The 26435-nt window shown below is 60.3% G+C and carries 26 protein-coding genes and 3 tRNA genes; 6 read left to right on the forward strand and 23 right to left on the reverse strand.

Annotation, left to right across the window (positions count from 1 at the left end; genetic code table 11):
- Window positions 1-11: 11 nt before the first annotated feature.
- From K6U75_04805 to K6U75_04840, 8 genes are all read right to left on the reverse strand, one after another.
- Entirely contained in the window at window positions 12-821 is an 810-nt protein-coding gene (locus K6U75_04805; protein MCL6474358.1) for a hypothetical protein, read from the reverse strand.
- 21 nt (window positions 822-842) lie between these two features.
- A complete protein-coding gene (locus tag K6U75_04810) occupies window positions 843-1763 on the reverse strand; it encodes a carbohydrate ABC transporter permease (GenBank protein ID MCL6474359.1) in 921 nt (306 codons plus the stop codon).
- Window positions 1764-2656: 893 nt separating this feature from the next.
- Entirely contained in the window at window positions 2657-3247 is a 591-nt protein-coding gene (locus K6U75_04815; GenBank protein MCL6474360.1) for an HD domain-containing protein, read from the reverse strand.
- A gap of 90 nt (window positions 3248-3337) precedes the next feature.
- Entirely contained in the window at window positions 3338-4483 is a 1146-nt protein-coding gene (tgt, locus tag K6U75_04820) for a tRNA guanosine(34) transglycosylase Tgt (protein MCL6474361.1), read from the reverse strand.
- A complete protein-coding gene (locus K6U75_04825) occupies window positions 4480-5379 on the reverse strand; it encodes a tetratricopeptide repeat protein (protein MCL6474362.1) in 900 nt (299 codons plus the stop codon). Before K6U75_04825 ends, tgt begins: the two co-directional genes overlap by 4 nt.
- Before the next feature lie 20 nt (window positions 5380-5399).
- Window positions 5400-6731, reverse strand: a complete 1332-nt coding sequence (locus tag K6U75_04830; protein MCL6474363.1) for a UDP-glucose/GDP-mannose dehydrogenase family protein — start codon at window positions 6729-6731, stop codon at window positions 5400-5402.
- Between the two features lie 96 nt (window positions 6732-6827).
- Window positions 6828-7316 carry a transcription elongation factor GreA gene (gene greA, locus K6U75_04835; GenBank protein ID MCL6474364.1) on the reverse strand — a complete coding sequence of 163 codons (489 nt, stop codon included), beginning with the start codon at window positions 7314-7316 and terminating at the stop codon, window positions 6828-6830.
- Window positions 7309-8088, reverse strand: a complete 780-nt coding sequence (locus K6U75_04840) for a WecB/TagA/CpsF family glycosyltransferase (GenBank protein MCL6474365.1) — start codon at window positions 8086-8088, stop codon at window positions 7309-7311. The genes greA and K6U75_04840 overlap by 8 nt, the downstream gene beginning before the upstream one ends.
- A gap of 296 nt (window positions 8089-8384) precedes the next feature.
- Here K6U75_04840 and K6U75_04845 point away from each other — a divergent pair, with 296 nt between their 5' ends.
- Complete coding sequence (locus K6U75_04845; GenBank protein ID MCL6474366.1) at window positions 8385-9656, forward strand: glycoside hydrolase family 55 protein; 1272 nt, start codon at window positions 8385-8387, stop codon at window positions 9654-9656.
- 143 nt (window positions 9657-9799) lie between these two features.
- Here K6U75_04845 and K6U75_04850 read toward each other — a convergent pair.
- The 3 genes from K6U75_04850 to K6U75_04860 form a co-directional block, all read right to left on the reverse strand.
- Window positions 9800-9875 (reverse strand) — tRNA-Lys (locus K6U75_04850).
- A gap of 18 nt (window positions 9876-9893) precedes the next feature.
- Window positions 9894-9969 (reverse strand) — tRNA-Ala (locus tag K6U75_04855).
- A gap of 88 nt (window positions 9970-10057) precedes the next feature.
- Complete coding sequence (locus K6U75_04860; GenBank protein MCL6474367.1) at window positions 10058-10201, reverse strand: DUF5679 domain-containing protein; 144 nt, start codon at window positions 10199-10201, stop codon at window positions 10058-10060.
- Window positions 10202-10574: 373 nt separating this feature from the next.
- Between K6U75_04860 and K6U75_04865 the strand changes: the two genes are divergently transcribed.
- Window positions 10575-13295, forward strand: coding sequence for an FtsW/RodA/SpoVE family cell cycle protein (locus K6U75_04865; protein MCL6474368.1), 2721 nt, complete (start codon window positions 10575-10577; stop codon window positions 13293-13295).
- Window positions 13296-13338: 43 nt separating this feature from the next.
- On the opposite strand, the gene K6U75_04870 is transcribed toward K6U75_04865, so the two are convergent.
- From K6U75_04870 to K6U75_04900, 7 genes are all read right to left on the reverse strand, one after another.
- Entirely contained in the window at window positions 13339-14433 is a 1095-nt protein-coding gene (locus K6U75_04870; protein MCL6474369.1) for a hypothetical protein, read from the reverse strand.
- 14 nt (window positions 14434-14447) lie between these two features.
- Entirely contained in the window at window positions 14448-15233 is a 786-nt protein-coding gene (locus tag K6U75_04875) for a universal stress protein (protein ID MCL6474370.1), read from the reverse strand.
- A gap of 87 nt (window positions 15234-15320) precedes the next feature.
- Window positions 15321-15857, reverse strand: a complete 537-nt coding sequence (locus tag K6U75_04880; protein MCL6474371.1) for a Uma2 family endonuclease — start codon at window positions 15855-15857, stop codon at window positions 15321-15323.
- A gap of 9 nt (window positions 15858-15866) precedes the next feature.
- Window positions 15867-16919: a BMP family ABC transporter substrate-binding protein gene (locus K6U75_04885; GenBank protein ID MCL6474372.1), complete on the reverse strand. Its 1053-nt coding sequence runs from the start codon at window positions 16917-16919 to the stop codon at window positions 15867-15869.
- Window positions 16920-17080: 161 nt separating this feature from the next.
- Window positions 17081-17575 (reverse strand): hypothetical protein, encoded by a 495-nt coding sequence (locus tag K6U75_04890; GenBank protein ID MCL6474373.1) that lies wholly within the window; start codon window positions 17573-17575, stop codon window positions 17081-17083.
- Window positions 17572-19119, reverse strand: a complete 1548-nt coding sequence (gene lpdA / locus K6U75_04895; GenBank protein ID MCL6474374.1) for a dihydrolipoyl dehydrogenase — start codon at window positions 19117-19119, stop codon at window positions 17572-17574. Before lpdA ends, K6U75_04890 begins: the two co-directional genes overlap by 4 nt.
- 35 nt (window positions 19120-19154) lie before the next feature.
- Window positions 19155-19236 (reverse strand) — tRNA-Leu (locus K6U75_04900).
- Window positions 19237-19480: 244 nt separating this feature from the next.
- Between K6U75_04900 and K6U75_04905 the strand changes: the two genes are divergently transcribed.
- The 3 genes from K6U75_04905 to K6U75_04915 all read left to right on the forward strand — a co-directional run bounded on the left by K6U75_04905 (window position 19481) and on the right by K6U75_04915 (window position 21765).
- A complete protein-coding gene (locus tag K6U75_04905) occupies window positions 19481-21262 on the forward strand; it encodes a Na+:solute symporter (protein MCL6474375.1) in 1782 nt (593 codons plus the stop codon).
- 78 nt (window positions 21263-21340) lie between these two features.
- The gene (locus K6U75_04910) at window positions 21341-21547 is read left to right on the forward strand and encodes a type II toxin-antitoxin system HicB family antitoxin (GenBank protein ID MCL6474376.1); all 207 of its coding nucleotides are present in this window, start codon (window positions 21341-21343) and stop codon (window positions 21545-21547) included.
- On the forward strand, window positions 21544-21765 hold the full coding sequence (locus tag K6U75_04915) for a type II toxin-antitoxin system HicA family toxin (GenBank protein ID MCL6474377.1): 222 nt from the start codon (window positions 21544-21546) through the stop codon (window positions 21763-21765). The genes K6U75_04910 and K6U75_04915 overlap by 4 nt, the downstream gene beginning before the upstream one ends.
- A gap of 196 nt (window positions 21766-21961) precedes the next feature.
- Here the strand turns inward: K6U75_04915 and K6U75_04920 are convergent, their stop codons facing one another.
- From K6U75_04920 to K6U75_04940, 5 genes are all read right to left on the reverse strand, one after another.
- Window positions 21962-22936, reverse strand: a complete 975-nt coding sequence (locus K6U75_04920) for a hypothetical protein (protein MCL6474378.1) — start codon at window positions 22934-22936, stop codon at window positions 21962-21964.
- Window positions 22933-23424 carry a zf-HC2 domain-containing protein gene (locus K6U75_04925; GenBank protein MCL6474379.1) on the reverse strand — a complete coding sequence of 164 codons (492 nt, stop codon included), beginning with the start codon at window positions 23422-23424 and terminating at the stop codon, window positions 22933-22935. The genes K6U75_04920 and K6U75_04925 overlap by 4 nt, the downstream gene beginning before the upstream one ends.
- Window positions 23425-24021, reverse strand: coding sequence for a sigma-70 family RNA polymerase sigma factor (locus tag K6U75_04930; protein ID MCL6474380.1), 597 nt, complete (start codon window positions 24019-24021; stop codon window positions 23425-23427). It lies immediately after the preceding gene.
- A gap of 126 nt (window positions 24022-24147) precedes the next feature.
- Window positions 24148-25095: a cysteine synthase A gene (gene cysK, locus K6U75_04935; GenBank protein MCL6474381.1), complete on the reverse strand. Its 948-nt coding sequence runs from the start codon at window positions 25093-25095 to the stop codon at window positions 24148-24150.
- Between the two features lie 15 nt (window positions 25096-25110).
- Window positions 25111-25560 carry an Rrf2 family transcriptional regulator gene (locus K6U75_04940; protein MCL6474382.1) on the reverse strand — a complete coding sequence of 150 codons (450 nt, stop codon included), beginning with the start codon at window positions 25558-25560 and terminating at the stop codon, window positions 25111-25113.
- Window positions 25561-25680: 120 nt separating this feature from the next.
- Here K6U75_04940 and K6U75_04945 point away from each other — a divergent pair, with 120 nt between their 5' ends.
- On the forward strand, window positions 25681-26430 hold the full coding sequence (locus K6U75_04945) for a YebC/PmpR family DNA-binding transcriptional regulator (protein MCL6474383.1): 750 nt from the start codon (window positions 25681-25683) through the stop codon (window positions 26428-26430).
- The last annotated feature ends 5 nt before the right edge of the window (window positions 26431-26435 follow it).

The raw sequence follows: 26435 nt of genomic DNA on the forward strand, positions 1-26435 counted from the left end.
GGGCGGTCACCTCACGCTCCCCCCTCGCCCCGCTGGGTCACGAGACTGCCCAACACCTCCTGCGCGGCGTTCTCGATGGCTGCCGCCTCCTGCTGCAGTTCTTGAGGGTGCAGGCGCAAGGCGTCGATGTCGAACTCTTCCAGACCCTGGGGTGCCAGCTTGAGACGAGAAAGCGATTCGTGAAGGCTCTTCAGCGTCTGCAAAAGGAGCTCCAGATGGGCTTCCATGCGCTGGCGATGGCTGCTCAGCGCGTCCCGGCTGTGCAGGCGGCGGCGGAGCAGGTCTACGCTCTCCTGCAACGCTCTCCTTGCCTGCGGGTCGGTCGCTTCCGCCAGACGCTGTTGCAATGCCTCCAGCTCGCTCTCGCTGGCGGTTCCCATCGCCTCCCTGAGCTGTTCCAGCTGGTCCTGCAGTTCGTAGTAAGTGTCCAGCAGGCGGTTCAGGTCGGCGATCATCTGCCTGGCTGTCTCTTCTTGCAGGTAAGGGTTTTCAGCAAGCGCGAGCAACGCCTCCAGATAAGCCTTTTCCCCCTCGTCGAAATGGAACAGGGGCATCAGGCGGCGGATATCCTCGGCAGAAAGGTCTGGACGGGAGCGAGCAAGCTTAAAAGCATAGGCAATGAGCGCGCTGGCGCCCATCGTGATGACCACCACTGCGCCGGGGTCGGCCACGCCGGGTGAGAACGAAGCAATCGCTCCACCGATGATTGCCCCCGCAACCGTCGCCCCGATGACGGCGAACGAGAAGCAGCTCGCCTGACCGTACTCCCGCGCCAGCAGGCGGTAAATCTCCTCATGTATCTGCCCGTCGCCCAGTCGCACATCCGCTCACCACCTTTCCCTTCAGCCCTTGATGCCCGTCAGCGTCACGCCCTCGATAAAGTAGCGCTGGGTGAAGAAGAACAGCATCAACACGGGCAGCATCACCATCGTTGCCGCCGCCATGAGCATCCCGGGTTCTCCGCCATGCTGGGACTGGAACAGCTGCAGGGCATACGCCAGCGGCATCTTCTCGGGGCTGGAAATGTAGATGAGCGGACCCATGAAGTTGTTCCACGCGCCCATGAAGGTCCAGATGGTGACTGCCGCCAGCGCGGGCTTAATCAGCGGTAGCATGATGCGCCAGTAGATACCGAAGTAGCTGCAACCGTCGATCTTCGCCGCGTCCTCCAAATCCATCGGGATGGTCATGAAGAACTGGCGCAAAAGGAAGATGTTGAACGCGCTGCCGAAGAAAGCGGGAACCCACAGCGGACGCAGGGTATCTACCCAGCCCAGGGCGCGGAAGATGACGAACACCGGCAACATGGTCACCGCGCCGGGAACCATCATTGTCGCCAGCAGCACCACGAACCAGATGTCCCTGCCGGGCCAGCGCAACCGGCTGAAGGCGAACGCCACCAGCGAGCTGCTCAACACCGTGCCGATGATGCTCAGGATGGACAGAAACAGCGTGTTCCACAGGAACACCAGACCGTAGTTGGTTTCCGGCGGCAGGAAGCGCAGGGCATCCCAGTAGTTCTCCCACTTGGGGGCAAACACGCGCACCTTTTGCAGCTGACCGCCGGGCACCAGAAACACCTCGCCGCGCCGCTGTGGCGGCTCCAGCACCTGTACGCGATGCTCGCCCGTCTCCAGCTCCTCCAGGGTGGCAACCTTCAGCGTCTGCCCGTCCTGTCGCAGGAGGCTCACCCCGCACTCTTTGCCGTGAATGGTGACCTTCACCTGCTGGCGGGGAACCCATACGGGCGGGAACTTGCTCATATCCTCGTCCTCTTTCAGCGAGGTGACCACCAGCCACGCGAACGGAATGCAAAAGAGAATGGTTCCGCTGAGCAACACCGTGTGCAGTATCGACTGGCGCAACGCCTGTCCGATGGCGCGGGCGGTTTGTCCCTCTCCGGACTCCCGGGCGCGTCGCACCCGACCACGCACCAGCTCCATGGCGGGTAGCCACAGAACGAAGTCCCACAGCAACCAGCTAACCGGTGGCTGTGCGACACGGGAAACCACCCAGCCAACCGCCACTGCCAGCGCGAGCAGTACCAGCAGTCCTCCTGCCAGCGCACCCCTGCCGCGCCTGACGGTGACCGCGTACGTAGCGGTCAGCGCATAAGCCACCGCCGGATAGGTGCACGCGAACGCCAGAATCCAGAGAACCGGTTGCATCTCCTCACCAGCAGTTTACGGGATGGTACACCATAATTCGCGTCCGAAGCGAGCAAAACCTGCGTCGCGGAATCCAACCCCCCAACCCCCTTCCCCACAGGGGAATGGGCAGTGCCGAACTCCCCTCTCCCGCAGCGTCGGGAGAGGGGCAGGGGGTGAGGGCAACATGGGTTCACCTAACCCCCCAACCCCCTTCCCTGCGAGGGAAGGGGGAGTGCCGAACCCCCCTCTCCCGCAGCGTCGGGAGAGGGGCAGGGGTGAGGGCAAACCACCCACGACTCTTCAAAAATCTATCCTCGTTCCTGAAAAAATGCCTTGACCACGGCATGACGGGTTTAATGCAGTAACTTCAACGTGGAGCAGACGTCGGAAGACCTGACGGGCAGCCAGTGGCTGCCGAGTGCGCTGTATTTGCAGGGCATCTCGCTGGTGCGTCGGCACAACGAATGGCGTCACTTTGACCCGCTGGGCACGGCAACGGAAGCCTGCTACCCCAAATCCACCCCGTTGACGCGCAGGCAGAAGCGGCACTCCAGCTGCTCCGCTGCTTTGCGGCACATCACCATGCGCGACAGGAATATCTCAAAGTACTCCATCACGCTGGCGAAGGTGGTATCGATCTCTAAATCCAGCCGGATGATGCGCTGGTCGGGTTCCACATACAGGTTGGAACGCTGTACGGCGTGGTTCACGCGGTCATGGATGTCGAAGGTCTCCGGGCGGGGGTTCTGCACGCGGCTGTAATGCACGTCGGACTTGTCGCCGATAATGACCGCGGCGGAGGCGTAATCGATCGGTGTGCCGTCGCCTTCCTCGTGATTGCCGATGGCTGCCACCACCGTCGCAATCTCGCGGGGGTCCATGCCCATCTCGTCCAGAATCTGCATGGCGATGATCGCGCCGATTTCAGGGTGGTTATTCCGGTTGACCATGTTGCCGATGTCGTGCAGGTAGGCGGCAATCGCTGCCAGCTCCGTCTGCCGGGGTGAATAGCCCAGCGACTCACAAATCGTCCGTGTGACCGAAGACACCACCCCCGCGTGGCGATGTCCGTGTTCTGTATAGCCTATAGCTGCCATCTGCTGGTTTGCGGCATCTATGTAAACGCGCACTTTTGGATAGCTGCGCACGTCTTTCAAGGTGACCTGCTGTAGCGTAATCACCGTTTTTCACTCCTCTCTGGATAGTCTTTCCTCTTCCGGCATATACTTCTGAAGGAACTCCCGTGTGAATTGTTCCAGATTTCCCCGTCGGATTGCCTGGCGAATATCCTGCATGAACCTCTGATAGAAGTACAGGTTATGATACGTCGCCAGGCGCGCCGCCAGTATCTCCTTCGCCTTGAACAGGTGATGCAGATACGCTGCCGAATAGCGATTGCACACGGGACAATCGCACTCCTGGTCCACCGCGCCGAACTCGTCGGCAAAGCGGGCGTTGCGCAGGTTCACCCTGCCCTGCCGGGTCATCATCGCGGCGTTGCGTGCCAGACGGGTCGGCAACACGCAATCGAACATATCCACCCCGCTTGCCACTGCCTGCAGGATGTCGTCGGGTTCGCCCACGCCCATCAGGTAGCGCGGTTTCTCCTCGGGAAGCAGGGGTGCGGTCAACGCCACGATACGGTGTATCGCCTCTTTCTCCTCGCCGACCGCCACTCCGCCGATGGCAACGCCCGGAAAACCAAGTTCACTGATGAATCGCGCGCTCTGCTCCCTCAGGTCTTCGTAAACACTCCCCTGCACGATGCCGAACAACGCCTGCTCGGTATCATGCGCCTGCTGGCAACGCACCGCCCAGCGGTGGGTACGTTCCATCGCCGCCCGCGCCTGTTCGTAACTGCATGGGTTCGGGGGACATTCATCGAACGCCATGATGATGTCCGCGCCCAGCGCGTGTTGTATCTCCATCGCCCGTTCCGGGGTGAAATAGTGGGTGGAGCCGTCGATGTGCGACTGAAACTCCACGCCGTCTTCATACACGCGCCGCAGCCCCTGCAGGCTGAACACCTGAAAACCGCCGCTGTCGGTCAGGATATTGCGCGGCCACGCGATAAAACGGTGCAACCCTCCCGCGCGGGCAACACGCTCATGTCCCGGGCGCAGGTACAGATGATAGGTGTTGCATAAGATAATACGGAAATCGAGCCGTTCGAGTTCTTCCTGCGTCATGGCTTTGACGGTACCCTGCGTGCCCACAGGCATAAAGACAGGCGTTTCCACCTCACCGTGCGGCAGGCGCAGGATGCCGCATCGCGCGCGGGTCGTGGAATCGCGCGCCGTTATCTCAAACTGCAGGGCGGGTGGCAGTCTCATGTTGCCGGCGGTTGGAGCAGGGGATTGTCCGGGGCGATTTCCGCCAGACGCTGCAGAGCCTGTTGCGCTTCCGCTCCTTTGCCCGCACCGCGCAGAGCGAGTACCAGATTCGCCTGCGCTTCCGCATAACGCGGGTTGACCTCCAGAGCACGGCGGAACGCCTCTTCCGCACCTGCGTAGTCGCCCTGTGCCATGAGCGCCACACCGAGACGGTTGTACAGGTCGGGATAGTCTCCGTTGACGTTGATCGCCTTGCGGTACTCTTCCGCCGCGTGCGCGTACATGCCGCGCCGGTACAGGTCGTCGCCGAGGCGAGTGTGGAACTGGATATCTTCCACTTCGGAGATGCGCACCTGTTCTAAGGCTGCTATCGCGCCCCGCAGGTCGCCTTCCTCACGCAGGTTCAGTGCCTTCTGGTAAGCGGTAGTATGTAAGCGTGGCTCCAGGGCGACCGCCTGCTGTGCGGCTTCCCATCCTTTCTCACCCTCGCCGCGCTGAAGATAACAGATACCGAGTTGCAGTTTGGCATAGGCGAAGCGCGGGTTAATCTCCAGCGCTTTCAGCAAAGCCTCTTCCGCTTCCTGATACCGTTTCTGCTGCCGAAGCACGATACCGAGTTGGCAGTGGAGGTCGGCAAATCGCGGGTGTATTTCGATGGCGTGGCGCAGAGCTGCCTCCGCGCGCTCCAGCAGTCCGCCCTGCAGGTAACGCTGCCCCAGCTCGGCGTACGCCTGCCCAAGATGAAACCGCGCCAGACGATACACCGCCGGATCGGCAGTGCCGACCTGCTCGAACTCGGCAATCGCTTCCTGATAAAGCCCCTGGTCCAGCAGGCGCACGCCTTTATCATAGTGCGGGTTGCGTCCCAGAACCAGCTCGCGGTTGAAGAAACTCATACAGACACTCCTCTCCTCGTTCAGCGTGTGGATACGCGGGCAAACGGCGCGGCGTTCGCTGCCCGCCCGATGCCGAAGTACTCCAGCCCCGCCTGCCTGACCTTCGCCGGGTCGTAGATGTTGCGCCCGTCGAACAGCAACGGGCGGCGCAGCACCTGACGCAGCCGTTCCAGATTCAGCTGACGGAACTCGTTCCACTCGGTGACCACTGCCACCGCATCGCAGCCAGTCGCGGCGTCATAGGCGTTTTCACAGTAGGTGATGTGCGGAAAGATAGCACGCGCCTTCGGCATGGCGATGGGGTCGTAGGCGCGCACCTCCGCGCCTTCCGCCAGCAATGCCGCGATGACCTGCAACGACTTCGCTTCCCGAAGGTCGTCGGTGTTGGGCTTGAAGGAGAGACCAAGGATGGCGATGCGTTTGCCATCCAGTCCGCCCAGCGCGTCGCGCATTTTGCCCACGAAGTACAGCGGCTGCTCGTGGTTAATCTGTTGCACCGCCTTCAGCAGCTGGAAGTCGTAGCCCAGCGCATCGGCAGTCGCAATCATCGCGCTCACGTCTTTCGGGAAGCAGCTGCCGCCCCAACCAAGCCCTGCCTGCAGAAACTGGTCGCCGATGCGCTTGTCCAGCCCCATGCCTTTTGCCACCAGCGTCACATCCGCCCCGCTCCGGTCACAGATGCGGGCAATGGCGTTGATATACGAAATCTTCATCGCCAGGAAGCAGTTGGAGGCGTATTTGATGAGTTCCGCGGAGTTCACATCGGTGATAATCATGGGGCGTTCCAGCGGGGCATAGAGTTCGATTAACTTCATCGCTGCGTTCTGGTTACGCGCGCCGATCACGATGCGGTCGGGGTGCAGGGTGTCGTAAATGGCGGAACCTTCCCGCAGAAACTCGGGGTTGGAAACCACTTCGAAATCGGGATGGTCGGGCGGGGCATACTGCTCGATCCACTGGCGCACGACATCGCCCGTGCCCACGGGCACCGTGCTTTTGTTGACAATCACTTTGGGCGCGTTCAGGGCGCGGGCGATGTGACGGCACGCTTCCTCCACCTGCGACAGGTCTGGCTGTCCATCGGGCAGGCTGGGTGTGCCAACGGCGATGAAAACCACTTCCGAACGGCGCACCGCCTCCTCCGTGTCGGTGGTGAAGGAGAGGCGTCCCTCGTTCGCGTTGTGGCGCACCATCTCCTCCAGCCCCGGCTCGTAGATGGGCATGATTCCTGCCCGCAGGGCGGCAATCTTCTCCTCGTCCTTATCCACGCAGATGACCTCGTTGCCCAGGTCGGCGAAGACCGCGCCTGTAACCAGTCCCACATAGCCAGTGCCGATGACGCTCAGTTGCATTTCCCGTCCCTCTTCGAGATTGCCAAGCCCTGCCAGGTGGCAGGGCGGGCAGCACTTTGTGTTCAATATGGATTATGCCAGTTCTGGGGCGTTCGTTCAGGTGTGAACGGAGAGTATCTCGTAGTCGACGATGCCGCCGGGCGTTTCAACCTGCACAATGTCACCCACCTTTTTGCCAACCAGTGCCTGCCCGAGGGGCGAGGCAGCCGAGACGTGTTCATATTCCTCGTCTGCCCCGAACACCGCCGCCGAGGCTGTATCCACAATGCGGAAAGCCCACTTCTCGCGATGCTCCAGGTCCTCGACGGTTACGACACTGCCCACCGTGACCACCCCATCTTCGTTGGGCAGGTGGTCCACCACCTGTGCGACTTCCAGGATGCGCTGCAACTCCCGAATGCGCCCTTCCAACATTGCCTGCGCGCGTTTCGCCTCGTGGTACTCGAAGTTCTCGCTCAGATCCCCTTGCGCGCGGGCACGCCGGATGCGCTCGGCGCTCTGCGCCCGTCCGATGGTCTTCAGGTGCTCCAGCTCCTGTTTCAGCTTCTCATACCCTTCGCGTGTGAGGATAATCTCTTCAGCCATCGCGAACAACCTCTATACCGCTTCGATTCGTCATTACCATCCATGCAAAGCGTGGTAATAACATCACTTTGGAGATTTTACGCGGGTTGTGCGCCACGCGCCATAACCACTCCATGCCCATCCTCTGCATCCACAGCGGTGCGCGGCGCACCCGCCCCGATAAGACATCGAACGTCCCGCCGACACCGATACTGACCGGCACCCCCAGCACCTGCCGATAGCGGTCAATCCATTTTTCCTGCTTGGGAATGCCCAGCGCCACGCACAGCACATCGGGAGCCGCCTGACGGATACGCTCCACCACCGCCTCTTCCTGTTCGGGAGGGAAGTACCCGTCGTGGCAGCCCGCTATCTGCACGCCCGAGAACCTTTCCTGCAGGTGGCGCGCCGCTTCTTCGGCAACGCCCGGCTGCGCCCCCAAGAAGTAAAGCCGCAACCCTGTCTGCGCGCTGACCTCTGCCAGCCGCGCCACGATGTCCACCCCGCTGACGCGCTCTGGCATCCTGATACCCTGTCTGCGACATGCCCACAGAATCCCGATGCTGTCCGGGGTGACCAGGTCCGCGCGGTTGATGATTTCGCGGAGGTGCGCATCCTGCTGCGCCATGACCACCATGCTCGAATCGGCGGTAACCACCTGCCTCGGGATGCGCTCCTGCACAAAGCACAGAATGTGTCGAATGGCTTCGTCCATACTGACCGCATGGACGCGCACCCCGAACAGCGAAACCGCCGGTATCTCCTCGCGCACCGATAACGTCGCCGCTTGCATGATACTCACGGATATAAGTATACACGAAACCGCCACGTTTTTCCTGCCCTCTGTGGGGAACATCCTGTGCAGGCTTGACACCCGCGCGGGCAACAGGCTAATCTGTAAGAGCTGGCTTAAAACGGTCGTGGCTTTTGTCTCTTAATGGCTGATTTTCCAACGAACCACGAAGGCACAAAGAACACGAAGGGTCACAAAGGAAAAACTTAGTGTTCTTAGTGTCCTTAGTGTCCCGGTGGTTCGTTCCCAGAAAAAACAAGAAGGGTCAGGAAAAACCGTTGAGAAGGGAGGTTCACATGCGACCACAAGATGGTTCCCTGTCCCGTCGGGAAGTGCTGTGGAAAATGGGCGCATTTGCCGGCGTCGCCTCCCTTGGTGGCGCGCCTTCACAGGCAAGTAAACCTGCTTCCCATGCCCAGGGCATCGATGTGCGCGAGTTGGGGGCGCAGGGCGACGGCAAAGCCGATGATACGCCCGCCTTCGAGAAAGCGATAGAAGCTGCCCGCTCCGCCGGGCTGGCGGTGTTCGTGCCGCGCGGCGCTTACCGACTGACGCGCACCCTGGTGGTAGAAAACATCAGCCTGAGCGGTCCCACTCCCGGCGTGTGGTGCGCCGATACCGACGTGTTGCCCATCCTGCTGCCCGAACAGCGAGACCAGCCCTGTCTGCACCTGAAAGCAGGCGGGGGCTTGCAGGCTCTGGCGATTCGCTATGACTGGCAGGGCGAACCGACCTCGGGACCTCCCGCGATAGTGGTCTCCGGCGTGGGCGCGTACCTTTCGCATGTCAAAATCCTGTACTGCTGGGACGGCGTGCTGGCGGACGGGGTGTCGAACATCGGTCGGTTTAACATGGAGAACGTGTTCATCGTCGCGCCACGCAACATCGGCGTGCGGGTCACCGGCACGTGGGACGCCCCCACCATCCGCAACGTGGAGGTGTGGAACCTTGGTCCCGTGCCGCGCCCGCTGGAGAAGGGCGTCGGCTTCGACCTGGGCAAAAACGACCTGATTCGCCTCAGCGACTGCTTCGTGTTCGCCATGAACATCGGCTACTTGCTGCGCGATGAGATACCCGACGCCACCATCAAAGGCGGCACGTGGGGGATGCTGACCGGCTGTTCCACCGACTTCTGCAGTATCGGCATCGACGTGCGCGGCGAGCATACGCTGAGCGTCGCGGGCGGGTCGTTTTGGAACCACCACCAGAGCCTGCGGGTGAACGGCAAGAACGCGCGGGTGCGCGTCGCCGGTGCGGAGATGAAGTCCAACGCCGCCCCCTGCATCGAGGTCATGCAATCGGAACAGGTGGTGGTCAGCGGCTGCAGTCTCCTGCGCCCGATGACGGAGTACGCCTTCCCCGCCGTCCACCTGAAAGGCGGTCTCACCACGATGACCGGATGCCACATCCATTCAGCCACCGAGGGACTGCGCGTGGAATCGGGGGTACGTGCCGCCCTGGTCAGTGAGAACACGATCGAGACGCCAGCCGGCAAGGCGGTGGTCCACGACGCTGGCGACAGCGCCTCCGTGCGGGTTGACAGGAATGTCTTTGTCGAGCCAGGGTGAAGCCTACTGCCATCAATATAGGTTGGCGCGAATAGCCTGCAGGAGGGTTTCCTGAATTGGCATACAAACTGGCATCATTCTATGCGGGCTTCTATTAGTACCCCAAGATATTGGGTTTGCGAAGTGGGGAAGGCACAAAATATTGGTGGACCGTGGAGGACTCGAACCTCCGACCCGCTGATTAAGAGTCAGCTGCTCTGCCAACTGAGCTAACGGTCCACCCGTTCAAAAAAATGCTGGTGGAGCTGAGGGGATTCGAACCCCTGACCTCTTCAATGCCATTGAAGCGCTCTCCCAACTGAGCTACAGCCCCATCCAACGCACTACTCATTATACAACATCTCGCCAGTAGATGCAAGAAGCACTTGTGCCTTTCAGCATACCCAAAACGGCTGCACCCTCTACTTGTTGCTACCAATCTTGTAAATCTTGGTTCCGCAGGTCACACAAGTGCCAACGGTCGCGGGGCGTCCGTTCTTCAGCGTGATAGCGGTCGGATTCTTCATCTCCTTTTTCGCTTTGCACTTCACGCAATAGCCCTCCATATCAGATACCCCTCCCATTGCAAGATTTATACACAGCTTTCGCGGGTCAACGCACCGATTCCTACCTCGCCTTATGCTTTCTTATCAGGAGTTACGCAGTTGAAAGGCTGCTGGAGAGTTTGTAACCTGAAGAGACAACTTCTGTCATTCTGAGCGAAGCGAAGAATCCCTTTTGTGGCTCTGAGATGCTTCGCTTGCACTCAGCATGACAGAAAATTGTCTCTGCCGTCGTTGAAAAATGCATGAACCGTCAGGTGTCCATCGCAAGTGCGTAAGTCCTGCTTATATCCAGAGCGAAACTTCCTTTCTGCAGCAGGTGAGAGTTTCCCCGAGCGAGAATCTGACCAAGTAGCTGCTGCGAAGAGGCGACCCCATGTCTGATTGGAAGCGAGAAGGTACCCTGGTGCTCATGGCAGGAACGGTTAACCTGCTGGCAGGACTATGTGCGTGGATGGGTATCCTGTCAACGCGAACCCTTTCGGGTAGCCAGCATCTGATAGTGCTTCTGGGCGTAGCCCTCGCAGCAGCGTTACCCCTGTTTGTGCACCGGCTCATGCGCCAGCGCACCTCGCCCGGAGACCCCGTTATCCTGCCCATCACGTTCCTGCTTGGCGGAGTTGGCCTGGCAAACCTGCTGGGCACTGTGGGCAGCGACGATATCGCCCTTGTCACGAAGCACTGTCTGGGGCTGTTCGCAGGTGGCGTGATCGTAGTGCTGCTCGCAGGCATGAATCATACTCAGAGAAAGACCCTGCTGGAGTATCGCTACCTGTGGGCGTTGCTGGCGCTGTTGCTGGGGGTGCTTCTGCTGATTTTCGGCAGGGGTCCGGGAGGGGCGCGCCTGCAGCTGTTCGGTTTTTTGCCGGTGGAAGCCATGAAACTCTTGCTGGTGCTGTTTGCTGCAGGATACGCCGCACGACGTTTTGGCACGCTGTCGCCTCCGCGCACCGGTATCCACTGGTGGCAGTTGCGCTGGCAGGAGCTGCTCCCGTTGCTGGTGATGTTCGCCTTCATGCTGGGCATTTTTGTGCTGGCACGCGATTTCGGTCCTGCCCTGACGCTGTACCTGACCTTGCTGGTGATGCTCTATCTGGTCACGGGAAGGGCGGTGCTGCTGATACCGGCAGTCCTCCTGATGTTAACAGGCATCCTTCTGGTGGAGGCGCTGGGAATTGGTGTATTGCCTACTCGTGTAGCGATGTGGCTGTCACCCTGGCAGATTACCGAAGACCATGCGCGCCATCTGGCGCACAGCCTGTGGGCGCTATCCACCGGAGGTCTGTTCGGCAGCGGTATCGGGCTGGGTAAGCCGCAGAGCGTGCCCTTCGCCCGATCCGACTCGGTGTTCAGCATGTGGGGGGAACATCTGGGGTTGGTCGGAACCCTGTCTCTGCTTTGCCTGTACGCCCTGTGGCTCGGGCGATTCATACGCATTGCGCAGCGTTCTGCTACCAGTGAAGACTGCCTGCTGGCGGCGGGCATTGCCGTGCTTCAGGGCACTCAGATAGTGCTAATCTGCGCAGGCATTACGGGTCTGTTGCCGATGACCGGCATGTCGCTTCCCTTCGTGGCTCAGGGCAACTCCGCTCTGCTGGCAAACAGCGCGATGGTGGGTTTGCTCTACAGCATCACCGCGCACCCATCGCCACAACCTGCTCCCTCCAGCACCGGAAGATATCGTTTCCGCCTGCGCGTGCTGGCATGGGCGTTCACGCTGATTATCCTAGGCCTGATTGGCGCGCGCAGTTTCTGGATCCAGGGCATCCAGGCGGACGACATAGCGACACGTCCTCTGATGGTGCGACTGCCCAAAAGCGAACCTCACCGGGTGACCAACCCCCGACTGACCGCCATTGCCCAGCGCATCCCGAGAGGGCGGATTCTGGACTCCACCGGAGCGGTGCTGGCGGAAACACGGGATGGACGTCGGGTATACCCCTGCGGCGAAGCATGTGCGCAGCTGGTAGGCTGGCTGGATGCCCGCTTTGGAGGTCCATCGGGTGCTGAGGCGCGTTACAACCGACGCCTGCGGGGATACGACAGCACGCGCGACCTGTTGCGCCTCTACCGAAGGAAAGACCTGCCCTTCTTCCGCCTGCCGGAGGGACAGGATGTGACTTTGACCATCTCGCGGGGGGCGCAACAGCGTGCCCTGCGCGCCATTCGGCAGGCTTACCCGAACGGCAATGCGACATTCGTGCTGATAGAGCCTGATTCGGGGCATGTGCTAGTAGCAGCGGGCACACCAACCTTTGACCCCAACCAGCTGAACCCCACTTTGTGGCAACAGCTGCGAACGCGCAAAGACGCCCCGCTGGTGTTCCGACCGGTGGATGGTCTCTACCCACCCGGCTCGGTGTTCAAGGTAGTCACTGCGGCAGCTGCGCTGGAGAAGGGAGTGCCCCTGCGCCACCGATGTCGCCATATCGAGCGCAACGTGCGCTGGAAGGTGGGCGATAAGACCTTCGTGAAGTCTCGCCTGAGTGACCATCCAACGATGCGGGCGCACGGTACGCTGGGCTTAAGGGATGCCCTCCGGCTGTCCTGCAACCTCTACTTCGGGCACTTAGCCATCGCCCTGCAACCCGCAACGCTTTATGAGACCGCCACTGCGGTGGGCTTTCAACGTGTCCCCAAACCCGATGAAATGGCGGCGGAACTGCCCGATTGTGGCTTCGGACAGGGCAAGATACTGGCATCGCCTCTGGAGGTGGCGAACCTGATGGCGACTATAGCCCGAGACGGCACCTGGCGCAGGGCTGTTTTCGCCCCAGGAAACAACCCGTCCAGACCGGTTCTGAGTGATGCCACCGCCGAGGCTCTTCGGCAGATGCTGGGCGAGGTGGTGCAAACGGGTACGGCATACGGTATCTTCACCGGAACCGGCTGGGAAGTGTACGGCAAAACAGGCACTGCTGAAACCAGCGAGGGTAAACGCAAACCGCACGGTTGGTTTGCCGGCGTGGTGCAAAACGACAACCTGCCCCCGCTGGCGTTTGCGCTCATATTGGAACACGGCGGTAGTGGGCGCGAAGCTGCCCGCGCCAGCCGAAAAATCCTGCAACAGGTGCTTCCCGTGCTACAGCAGCGATAAGAACGATGCGCCTTTGCGAATCTGCTTCTGGACAGTCTGCGTTTCACCCACCAATCGGATACCTTCCGTATTCGTGACAGGCCTCGTAGAATGCCAGCACGTTCTCCAGTGGGGTGGCGGGGTTGACTTCGCTGGAGGAACCGATAAAGAAGCCGCCTCCGGGCGCAGCCACTTGCATGGCACGCTTGACCTCGCGCCGAATGTCATCGGGTGTTCCCAGAGGGAGCAGCTGCGAGCAGTCAATACCGCCCACCAGTATCAATCGGTCTCCATAGCGCTTCTTCAGCGGCTCCAGTTCCATGCCGGCAATCGGCTCCAGCGGGTTCAAGCCGTCGATACCCGCGTCCAGCAGGTCGTCCATGATTTGCCACAGGTTGCCGTCGCTGTGGAAGATGACCTTGATGCCCGCCTCGTGCAAAGGTTCGATACAACGCCTGAGCATCCGGATAAACGTGCGTCGGAGGAAAGCGGGCGAGAACAGCAAGCCGTTCTTGTAGGCGATGTCATCGCCGATGAAATGCAGGGGGCACAGTTGCTCTTCCGCCGCCACTTTGGCGAAACGGTAGGCGTTCTCACCTTCCAGCTCCAGCAGCGCGTCCACTTCCTTCGGGGCGTCGTAAATCGCATAGGCGAAGCGTTGCTGCCCCATCAGCCCATAGGCCGCGTGAAAGCCACATCCAGTGGGCGTAATGAACATGGTGTAGGGCGCAAACCGCTCCTGCTCGCGGCGTATCCAGGGCACCCATTGCGCGCGTAGCCAGTCCCATGACACCGGCTCCGCCTTGCGCAGATGTTCCCGCAGGTCGTCAATGCTTTCAATCTCGTAATGCACTTTCCACGCGGTCTGTCCGGATACCAGATGCTGTCCTCTGCCTTCGCCCAGCACGGTGCCGTCCTCGGTTTGATCGAATGAGCGTCCGTAGCCGCGACAGAGGTCGATGCCCAAACCGTGATAGACACGCACCATGGTGGTGGGATAGTCGTCGCCCGGTTGCTGGAAATACTGCACTACCGCCGGGTTGTCGATATAGTCCCAGATCGGCACGCGGTCGCCTTCGCGGAAGTTCATGGAGGCTTCGATGCGCGCCCAAACCGCCTCGTCGATCTCGCCCCCGTATCCTGCGGATGGACGCACCATGTAACTCCTCCTGTCTATACTGCCTGCCCTGCGGTTGCCGGCGCACGTACCACCATCACCTCACAGGGGGCTTTCTGCAGTACCGTGGTCAGAAAGCCGTTTGCCGCCGCCAGGTCGCCCGGCGTGATGCCTAAAATCAGCTGGCTGGCTCTCTCCTGCTCGGCTACGGTGACGATACCTCGCGCCAGGTCGCGGCAGCGCTCCACGCGCTTTTCCACCTTCACCCGGGCGCGGCGCGCCATCTCTTCCAGTTCGGTCAGGGTGCGCTGGGCGCGCTCCTCCTGCTCGGGCATGGGAGTGGCAAGAGCCAGTTTCTGAGGCACCAGCAGGATGTACACGATGTGAAGCACCGCGTGCTGATCTTTGGTCATGTGCAGGGCGTGTTGAGCGGCATACGGCGCGTTCATCCCCTCCCACACGGGCAGCAGCACAATCTTCTCGGAGGGAGCTTCTGAGGTTTCATACGTGCTGGGCAGACCCAGGGAAGCCCGCGCCTGCGCCATTGTACAGGCAACGGGCAGTTGCGAACGCACCCCCGGTACGCGGCGGAGCACCTCCATCACGTGGTCCGGAATATCGCACAGCACGATGCGCGCACCGTGCCTCTGGATATACGATTGAGCATCGGCGAAGGTCTCCGCGCCCTCTTCCGTGCACTCGGTAATGCCCGCGCAGTTGATGATGATGCCAGACGGGTTGCGTTTCAGTAACAGGTTTGCCGCCGCCTTGATCGTCTGCCAGTGGTTTTTGGTCAGCGCACCGAGCAGGTTGACCGTATCATTGCGTGCTTCTACAATCATGCCTCATCGCCTCTGCAAAACGTTCTACTCTTCCATTTATTATACGCCATTTGTGATAAGAAATATTTAAAAGTTGCGTTGCCGTCATCACTTCCAGAATCCTGAAAAATCCACCTCTATCTGGCATTCTTCCAGGTCAAAACGCCATTTCTGGTCATGTAACACGGCTACCTTCTGATACTCGCCACGCTCCAACTCAAGTACTTCCGCCTGTTGCACCTGCGGTTCCACCAGAACATAGTATTTGACGCCCTGCGAGGCGTAAAGTTCCGCCTTCAACAGGCGGTCTTTTTGCTCGGTGGAGGGAGAAAGTACTTCGAACACCAGCACCGGAGGCTTATCGAGGTACGACGGATTGGTCACCTCCCCGCAGACCACCATATTGTCAGTTTGCACCACGGTGTCTTCGGCGATTTTCCAGTCCACGGGTAGCACGGTGCGGCATCGGGTACAGCCTTCCAGAGCGCGTTCCAGCTCATACGCGATACGTTGGGACACCCGCTGATGCTGGAAGGAGGGCTGGGGGCTCATGGCAAACGGTATGCCCTGAATGAGCTCCCACCGCCCTTCCCAGTGTTTGTAGTCCTCGTAGGTGTAGTGAGGCAGATACTTTGGGATTCCCATTGCCCCCTCCTACGGCAGGGCGGGAGGCTGGAATGCCTTCAATTCCTCCTCGCTTTGAGGCACTTTCAGTTTGCCTTCCGCTATCATCTGGCGCAGGATTTCTATTTTGTCCAGCACCTGCTGGGGCACAAGGTGCTTCGTGTATTGCATGGGGCTGAGACCGACACCGTTCTCCTTGATGCCTAAGTCGCGTGTGCCCGGCTGGAAAGTGCCCTCCTGCACAGACTTGCACACCTCGAAAACGGCGTTGTCCACGCTCTTGATCATGCTGGTCAGCACGAAGCCGGGCGCGATGTAGTCCTGGTCGGAATCCACGCCAATGGCGAAATGTCCTTTGCCCCGCGCTTTGGCGGCTTCGATGACCCCCAGTCCGCACTGCCCGGAGGCATGGTACACGATGTCCGCTCCCCGCTCGAACTGCGACAGGGCGAGCTCTTTACCTTTGGCGCTGTCTGTCCAGTTGCCCGTGTATCCGACAAGCACCTTCGCCTTCGGATTGGTGGTCATCACTCCCGCACGGTAACCCGCCTCGAACTTCTTAATCAGCGGTATCTCCATGCCTCCCACAAAGCCCACCACGTCGGTTTTGGTCATGGCACCTGCCAGCGCACCCACGAGGAAAGACCCCTCATGTTCGCGGAACTTCAGCGACACGCAGTTGGGCAAATCGGGGGCGTTGCCGTCCACGATGGCGAAAACGACGTTCGGAAATTGCGGAGCGACCTTCTTCAGTGCGTCTTCCATCGCGAAGCCGACCGCAATCACCACATCGTACTTCTGCTGTGCCAGCAAGCGCAGGTTTTGCTCATAGTCGGGCAGTTTGGCGGATTCCAGAAAACGCACTTCGGCACCCAGATCCTTCTGCGCCCGCTGTAAACCACGCCACGCCGATTCGTTGAACGAACGGTCTCCGATACCGGCGATGTCGGTGACCATCGCCGCGCGCAACTTTTTCTTCTCCCCCACCGGAGCCTCACCCGACGTGGGCGCGGATGGCTTCTTTGCGCACGCGCTGAACAGCACGAGCGCACTGAACACAAGCAATAGATGCATACGTCTCACGGCACACCTCACATCTGTCCGTCTGTTCTGAAAGACGTCGCAGCGTATTTTGGTCAGCCCATGTAGCCGCACCCTATAGGGTGCGTTAACTACAATGTGTGTTGAACCTTGCGCAGGCTGAAGCCGGCAGCCACAAAGTTCAAACGGAAGTCAGCAGTTTACTATTCCTCGTCGGACTCTTCTTCCGGTCGGTCTTCTTTGCCTTCTGGTGTCTGATACAGAGGTTTCGTTCGCGCGATGAGGCGCTGTTGTACCTCTTTGCCTTTGGCGAGGCTGGTCACCGGCAGGTAGCTCACGTAGCGAGCATCGGGAATGTCCTGGTTTCGCCAGTGTTCCAGCAACCGCTGTTGCAGGTTCTGCGGTTCAAACCCGACGTACAGCACCTGATACTGCGCATCGCGGAAACGATAAACCGCCGCGCAGGCAGGTGCGCGTCGCGCGTTCGCCTCGTTCCACTCGATCACCCCAGAGCTCCAGCGGGGGTCGCGTTGCAGCTCGTGGCTGATCCACCGGCGGAACATCCCCTTGAGCGATGCCCCTGACAGCGCAGCGATATATTCCGCGCGATCCATCACATCGGGTGGCAGACGCAATCCCACCACCAGTGCGCGGCGTACCGGAGTTTGCTTGCCTTCCTCTCCTTCCATATCACTCACTTGTGAATAGCCATCCTCTCGGTGTCTTCGTAAGCCTCCAGAAGGGCTTCGGTCAGGGTCGGATGGGCATGAATGGTGTGGGTCATCTCCTCAATGGTACTCTCCAGCTGGATGGCGGTTACCGGCTCGCCGATGAGGTCGGTAGCGTGGGGGCCCACGATATGTATACCCAGAATCTCCCCATAGCGGGCTTCCGCTACCACCTTCACCAGACCTTCTCGTTCGCCCATCGCCATCGCCTTGCCCAGTCCGCGGAACGCATATTTACCCACGCGCACGTCGTATCCCTGCTCACGAGCTCGCTGCTCGGTCAGCCCGACCGAAGCCACTTCCGGCACCGTGTACACGCAGCTGGGCACTGCGCGGTAGTTCATGCGTCGCTCCTGCCCCATTGCATTGCTTGCCGCCACAATGCCCTCCATCGACGCCACATGCGCCAGCTGGATACGCCCTGTCACGTCACCGATGGCGTAGATGTCCGGCACGTTGGTCTCCATCTTATCGTTTACGGCAATGCCTTTCTCGTGCGTCTTGATGTTCACCGTTTCCAGCCCCAGTCCGTCCAGCACTGCACGCCGTCCGACAGCAACCAGCACGACCTCGCACTCGATGACCTCCTCGCCCTTTTCGGTCTGCACCACCACCTGCTTGACGCCGTTTTTACTGTGCTTGACCTCGGTGACGCGCGAGTTCAACAGGAAGCGAATGCCCTGGCGCGTGAGGCTGCGCTGCAGCTCGGCGGCGATGTCGGCATCCTCGTGGGGCAGTATCTGGGGCATAATCTCCACCACCGTCACCTTGCTCCCAAGCCCGTTGTAGATGTAGCCGAACTCACAGCCGATTGCCCCTGCCCCGATAATGACCATACGGGGTGGGACCTCTTTCGCCGACACCGCGTCGTCGCTGGTCCAGATGCCGTCGCCTTCCAATCCGGTTATTGGCAGGCGTACCGGCGCGGAACCGGTGGCAATCACAATCGCACGGGTACGGATGGTTTCGGTGGAGCCGTCCGATTTCACTACCTCTACCGTGTGATGTCCTGCAATACGTCCGGTTCCCACGATGTGGCGCACACCGTTCTTTTTGAAGAGGCTGGCGATGCCGTTGCGCAGGGTAGAAACCACCTTGTCTTTGTGTGCCATCAGCCCGCCGAAATCGATACTTACCTCACCGACCCGGATGCCAAACATCTCCGCGTGTTTCACCTGTTGGTAGCGTTCCACCCCGGCAATCATTGCCTTCGTGGGGATGCATCCCCAGTTCAGACAACACCCGCCCAGATACTCTTTCTCCACACAAACCACACGCCCCCCGAGCTGCGCGGCGCGAATGGCTCCCACGTATCCGCCTGGTCCTGCGCCGATAACGGTTACGTCCACATCAAACTGTTCGGAACGTAGCATCTGCGGTTGTACCTCCTGCTGGGGAAGACATTGTTCCATCTGCGCGGCGCGCTCCAGTAACTGTTCCACCTCGACGAGAGGACTTGTTGTTTTCACGGGTGGTTCCATAATAACAGCATCTCGAGCTTCAGGTTGTGGCATGGCTCCTCCTCGCAAACGTATTCGCCGGCACCACGTGCCCGGGGCGGGACTCGAACCCGCACGCCTTACGGCCCGGGATTTTAAGTCCCGTGCGTCTACCGATTCCGCCACCCGGGCGCATCCGTTCAAAAGTATAGCACGGTGACACGCGGAAGGCAAGAGGGCACGGGGGTGTCCGGTAAATCCGCCAGAGACCGCCTGCAGGACGAGGCTCTTGCCGAACCGTTGAGCCTCTTTTTTCAGCTCACCGGGAGGTTCGTCCTCCCAGGAAACGGGGCGAACCCCCTTCAACCGTAGCAGGGATTTCAGAGTGTGTCGCAAAATCACTTATGCACAGAAAAACCCGGTCAGAGAAAGGGCGATGGAACCAACAGTACACGTTACCACTGTGGACTACGCCATTATCGTGGCGTATCTGGTGTTCGCGCTGGTAGTGGGTGCGCTGCTGGGAAGGCGTGCCTCGAAGAGCATGGCGGAGTACTTTGCTGCTGGGCGTAACCTGCCCTGGTGGGTGGCAGGAACGAGCATGGTTGCCACTACCTTCGCCGCGGACACGCCGCTGGCGGTTTCCGGACTGGTTCGTAAGCAGGGCGTGGCAGGGAACTGGTTCTGGTGGAACGGCGTGTTTGCGAATATGCTGGGGACGTTCCTTTTCGCGCCTTTGTGGCGACGATGCGGTGTGCTGACCGACCTCGAATTCATCCGCATTCGCTATGACGGCAGAGCGGCGGACCTCCTGCGTGGCTTCCGCGTCCTGTACTCTTCTCTCGTTTATAACTCTATTGTGATGGGGTGGGTTATTCTGGGCGCGTCCAAAATCGTCCGGGCGACCTTTGGCTGGGAGCCGTGGGAGACTCTGGGTGTGCTGATTGTCATCACCTTCGTCTACACCCTCAGCGCGGGTCTGTGGGGCGTGGTGATGACCGACCTGCTGCAGTTTGTTCTGGCAGTCACGGGGGCAGTATGGCTGGGCATCGCCGCACTCAGCGCGGCGGGAGGTAGCACCGGGTTGGTGAATCAGCTGGCGGAGCGCGGTCTTCTGGAAAGGCTGGCTATCATCCCGACGCCGGAGATGCGCGACCTCTGGATTGCGTTCCTCACTTATGTGTTGCTGCAGTGGTGGTCGGTCGGGCGTCCCGATGGGGAGGGGTATATTGCGCAGCGCATCCTCTCGACGCGCGACGAACGCCATGCCACGTTGGCTTTCCTGTGGTTTGCCTTCGCGCATTACGTCATCCGTCCGTGGTGGTGGCTGCTGGTCGGGCTGGCGTCGCTGATTCTCATCCCGGAGGCTATTCCCGCAAAACTGGGCGGCGATGAGGCGGCGTATCCCATGCTGATGGGTAGATTGTTACCCGCCGGCGCGCTGGGCATCATGGTGGCGTCGTTGCTGGCGGCGTTTATGAGTACCATGGATACGCAGATGAACTGGGCGGCGAGCTATCTGACGAACGACTTCTACCGCGCCTACATCCGCAAAGAAGCTCCCGACAGACACTATGTGCTGGTTGGCAGGATTACCACCGCATTCATCCTTGCCCTGGGGGTGGGTGTGTCGCTGATTACCGAGGACATCAGCAAGGCGTGGATGCTGCTGGCGGGGTTGAACGCGGGCATCGGCACGGTGTCGGTGCTGCGCTGGCTGTGGTGGCGAGTCAGCGCGTGGAGCGAGCTGGGCGCGATGCTCACCGCGCTCGCGGTCAACTCGGTGATGTACGCCATGGGCTGGATGAAGGTATCCCCGTTTGACATGCTCATCGAAACCGCCGGCTTTCCCTATCGGCTGATGATTATTGTGGGCACCACACAGGTGGCGTGGCTGGTGATTACCTTCCTCACCGAACCCGTGTCGCGCGAGAGGCTGGTGGAGTTCTATCGGCGTGTACGTCCGCCCGGCTGGTGGGGAGACATCGCGCGGGAAGCGGGTGTGGAGGGCACGCGCATGGGCTGGCGATGGCTGTTCGGGTGGTTCGGTGGAGTGCTGATGATTTATGGCGGTCTGTTCGCGCTGGGTGGACTGCTGTTGTGGCAGGTGGACTGGCTGCTCGGTGGTGGGGTTGCCTTCGCGCTGGGCATTGTGGGCGTGCGCCTCGGACTGAAAGCTACCCTGCAACAGGCGACGGAGGTACCGCAACAGGCTTGAGTGTTTTGTGCAAACGCCAGTCATCGTCTGGACGCGACGGCGCGCAGATGCGGTACAATTCAGGAGGGGGTGGAGACCATGCGCCAGGTACTGCTTTATCAAGACGAGGATGGTTTCTGGATTGCCGAGTGTCCGAGCCTGCCCGGATGTGCGACGCAAGGTAGAACAAAAGCCGAGGCCCTACAAAACATCCGCGAAGCGATAAAAGGTTATATCGCGGCACTCGAGGAGGATAACCTGCCGGTTCCCGAAGAACGCTTCGAGGCGATAGTCGTAGCGGTATGAGTTACCTTCCCCGTATATCAGGACGCCAGTGCGTCAAGGCTTTATCGAAGGCTGGCTTCTACGTCAAACGGCGCGAGGGCAGTCACATCATCCTGCGCCGTGACGAACCTTTTGCTCAGGTTGTCGTTCCCGACCATGATGAACTTGCCAAAGGGCTATTGCGGGCGATAATTCGCCAGACGGGTTTGAGCGTGGATGAGTTTCTCAAACTACTTTAGCGCTACAGTTATTGCATTCCTTAGGCGAAGAGGGTGTTGGACAAACAGGTTTTCTCGGCGAGCATGATTTGCGGCCCCCACCAAGCCTCCTGCGGAGGCTACAAACCTGCCGCGCCGGCTTTTGTGCCTGCGTTGCCAACATCCTTCAGTCGCTGGGGTAGACCTTAAAGCGGTTTTGGAAACACTCTCTAAGAGACTACTTTATCGCTGTGCGTATCTGCTGAAAGACTTCGGGTGGGGCATTGCCGATGAGCACCAGCGTCACGTCCCCGTCCCGCCATTTCTGCACCCGCGCATCGAGTGGCGACAGCGACCGCAGTAGCGGCATGTCGTCGCGCAAGGGCAACCGCGTTTGGAACAGCGCCATCGAGGAGACCCCGTCGCTGTAGTGCAGGCTGACCAGAGGTCGCATCCGAATCAGTCGCAGGCGCACCTCCGTCAGGCGATAACCGCTGGGCAGTTCTCTTGGCTGACGGATGGGGAAGGGTACCAGCGGCTGTGCCTCGTCCACACTGGCGAACACCCTCGTGGGAGGCAGGATGTTTCGCTGCTGTACCTGCGCGGGGAAGCGGGGCGCAAAGCGGTCGGGACGGACGTCGGCGGGGATGGTCAGGCGGACGTACTCCGTGCGCATCCGCACCTCGCCGCGAGGGGTCAACTCCTCCATGCGCAGAATCACCCCATACTCCCGGTCAATCCACCATCGCCGCAGTGGCTTGCCCTGTGCGCTTTTCATCGCCAGAAGCACCGTCTTGCGTCCGGCAACCGGTTCTGCGTCCTTTGTCTCCAGCACCAGCTCTCCCCAGCGCAGCCGTTGGACCATCTCCTGCCGCCGGCGCAGCATCAGCGGTTGCTCCGAAGGGTACACGTCTACCTTCTTATGGCGAGGCAAGAAGTGAAACCGTTGCACTCCGTCGTCAATGAGAACTTCGCCACGACGCCCCAGAGGGCGCAGATATTCCACCCGATAACGCACGCCGGAACGCACGATATGCTCCTCAACAGGGGGCGTCGGCGTCGGCAGGAAGAACTGCGTGACCCGTACCCCTTCCAGAGACACCGTGCGCTCCGCGCGCTCCACGCGTTCCAGCCATTGCACGGGCGTTTGCCCCTGTGCAGACGCACACCATGCCAGCGACAACACGGTTATGACCATCAGAAGCCTTTTCATTGTGTCGTCGGCTCCAGACGCAGTGTTTTCCATTGTGCTTCGCGGGCGAGCAACTGCAGTGACGGGTCGGTGAAACCGTCGTTGCTCATCGCGCCTACGTACTCCTGCACAATCGCCTGGGCGACGGTGGGTTCCTCTACAGGAACGGCAGACACCCTTTCAGGGCGAAGGCTCCCCCACCAGAATGCCAGCAATAGGCTCGCCGCTACTACCGTTGCAAAGGAGGCACGCGCCAGAAGACGTATTGCTCCCTGGCGACGCAGAGAGCCTCGTGCATGATGCCGGATACGGCGTGATAGATAATCCGGGACGTGTTCGTGCTCCAGCTGCCCCACCACCTGCTTCGCCCACCGTTGCACCTTGACAGCCTCCGCGCACGCCTTGCAGGAGGCAAGATGAGCTTCCAGCGACCGGCGCGGTTGCTCCTCGATCACGCCGTCCACATATTCCACGATGAACTGTTCCCATTCCCGACAGGCTTTCATCATTCAAACTCCGTACACATAGTTCGCCAGTGATTCGCGCAGGCGGGCGCGGGCATGGAACAGACGCGACTTTACCGTGCCGAGGGGAACGCCCAATGCCTGCGCAATCTCTTCATACGGCATTTGTTCCACATCGTGCAGGATCAATACCTCGCGCATTGCCAGCGGCAGCTGCTCCATCGCCTCGCTCAACATCGCGCCCAACTCTTCACGTAGCAGAAGCTTCTCCGGATTGAACCTGTCATCTGGAGGGTCTACGATGCCTCCTTCCTCCGTCTCGCTCTGCTCATCCGCCTGCCGCCACAGGGATAACCACCCTTTTTCGCGCTGGCGGCGGCGGTGTGCATCGCGGCAAAGATTGGTGGCGATGCGGAACAGCCACGTCTGCAGGCTGCTTTCCTCACGGAAGCGGTGCAGCGAGTTCAGCGCCTTCAGGAACACCTCCTGAGTGATGTCCTCCGCGTCCGTCTCGTTACCGACCAGCCGCTTCACGTAGCCGTAGATTTTGTGCTGGTACCGTTCGACGATTTCGTCGAAGGCGGTCAGGTCGTTACCTTTGCACCGCGCCACCAGCACCGCATCGACGTCGCTCAAACGCATCGCCCTCTCCAAGAGAAGCCCCCCCTTGCGGTTCCGCTTGCATATTCTATGACGATTCGCGCGGGCAAAAGTTCACGTGGGAAGGGCGGAGATGAACCCTCCGCCCTGTGGGGGAAATGGACGTGCTTACCAGTCGTCGCGCTCAGGCAGATCTGCATAGACCGGTGTGGAGAGGTAACGCTCGCCCGTGCTGGGCACGATGACCACAATCAGTTTGCCCTCGTTTTCCGGGCGTTTTGCGACCTGCACGGCAGCGTGCACCGCTGCGCCCGACGAGATGCCCGCAAAAATGCCCTCCTCCCGCGCCAGCCGGCGCGTCATGGCGAAGGCGTCTTCGTTTTCTACGGGGATGATTTCGTCGATGAGGTCTACCCGCAGGATGTCCGGGATGAACCCCGCCCCAATACCCTGAATGGGATGCGGTCCGCGCGGCTTGCCAGACAGCACCGCCGATGCAGCAGGCTCCACGGCAATGGCTTTGAACGAGGGCTTTCGCGCTTTGATGACCTCCGCGACACCGGTGATGGTGCCTCCTGTGCCAACCCCTGCTACCAGAATGTCTACCTGTCCATCGGTGTCGCGCCAGATTTCCTCTGCGGTGGTGCGCCGATGGATATCGGGGTTAGCAGGGTTCTTGAACTGCTGGGGCATGAAGTAGCGGTCGGGGTCGGTGGCGATAATCTCCTCTGCCTTGCGGATTGCGCCGGGCATACCTTCGGCGCCGGGTGTCAATACCAGCTTGGCTCCCAAAGCACGCAGCAGGCTCCGTCGCTCCACCGACATCGTCTCCGGCATGACCAACATGCATCTGTAACCCTTCGCGGCGCACACGAACGCCAGCGCGATGCCCGTGTTGCCCGAGGTGGGCTCGATGATGATGGTGTCGGGCTTGATGCGTCCTTCTCGCTCGGCGGCTTCGATCATCGCGACGCCGATGCGGTCCTTCACGCTGGAGAGGGGATTGAAATACTCCAGCTTGGCAGCAACCGTTGCTTTTGCCCCGTCGGTAACGCGATTCAAGCGCACCAGCGGAGTATTGCCAATCAGTTTGGTCACATCTTCTGCAATGCGCATGGAGGAAACTCCCTTCTACAGGTATGGTGCGATACTTTGCGCCTGGTCCAGTAGCTGTTTTTGCTCCAGCAGGTTCTGGATGGTAGTCGAATCCAGTAGCCGCCATATCGCCTCGGCGGTGCGCCGCTGGAAGTTGCGGATGCACTGGATGGTGGTGGTGCTGATGCTGTCCCTCACAAGGGCTTCCGACGGTTCGAAGGTTCTGTTTCCGGAGAAGGCGCGCACAATGTCGCCCACCGTGATTTGCGAGGGAGGCTTTGCCAGCTCATAACCGCCTCCGACACCGCGCAGACTGCGCACCACTCCCTCCCGTTTCAAGACCGCCAGAATCTGGTCAAGGTAGGGACCTGGAATATGCTCCGCGGCAGCAATTTCATGGCTCTGCACGGGCAAACCGACCGGTTGCTGTGCCAGGTAAAGGATGCCGCGCAGAGCGTATTCGATCTTTGCGCTAAAAAGTGGCATCGCCCGATTCCTGACTTTGTTGATAAATCAATGTAATTTTAACATGTCCTTGCGTGATTGTCAAGGTCAACCGTTACATGATATAATTCGGGCGGTGAAGGAAGGAGGTGTACAGGTTACATGGCAGGGCATTCGAAATGGCACAACATCCGCCTGCGCAAGGGCAAGCAGGATGCGGAGCGAGGTAAACTGTTCACCCGACTGGCGCGAGAGATTATTGTGGCAGCGCGAGAGGGGGGCGGAAACCCCGATGCCAACCCGCGCCTGCGCATGGCGATTCAGAAGGCGCGCGATGCCCACATGCCTCAGGAGAACATCAAGCGTGCCATCCAGCGTGGTACAGGCGAAATTGCCGGTGCCGCCTACGAAGAGGTGGTGTACGAAGGCTATGCGCCTGGCGGAGTGGCAGTCATGGTCGAGTGCCTGACCGACAACCGCAACCGCACCGTTTCTGATGTGCGCGCTGCCTTCTCGAAGTGCGGTGGCAGTCTCGGCGAGTCGGGCTGTGTCAGCTGGATGTTCAAACCGCGAGGACTCATCCGCATTCCCAGGGAGGCAGGCGACGAGGATACGGTGCTGGCAGCTGCGCTGGACGCGGGTGCGGACGATATGAGCACCGAGGAAGAGTTCTATGAGGTCTACACCGAGCCCGAAGACCTGCATCGCGTGCGTGAGGCGATAGAAAAAGCCGGACTGCCCGTCGAAAACGCGGAGATTACCATGTTACCCACCACCACGGTGCATGTGGAGGGCAAAGAGGCACAGCAGGTTCTGCGTCTGATGGACATGCTGGACGAACTGGATGACGTGCAGCAGGTGTACGCCAACTTCGACATCGCCGAAGAGGAAATAGAAAGCGCAGTACGCTAGGAGAT

The organism is Bacillota bacterium (assembly GCA_023511455.1).
In the GTDB taxonomy this organism is placed as follows: domain Bacteria; phylum Armatimonadota; class HRBIN16; order HRBIN16; family HRBIN16; genus HRBIN16.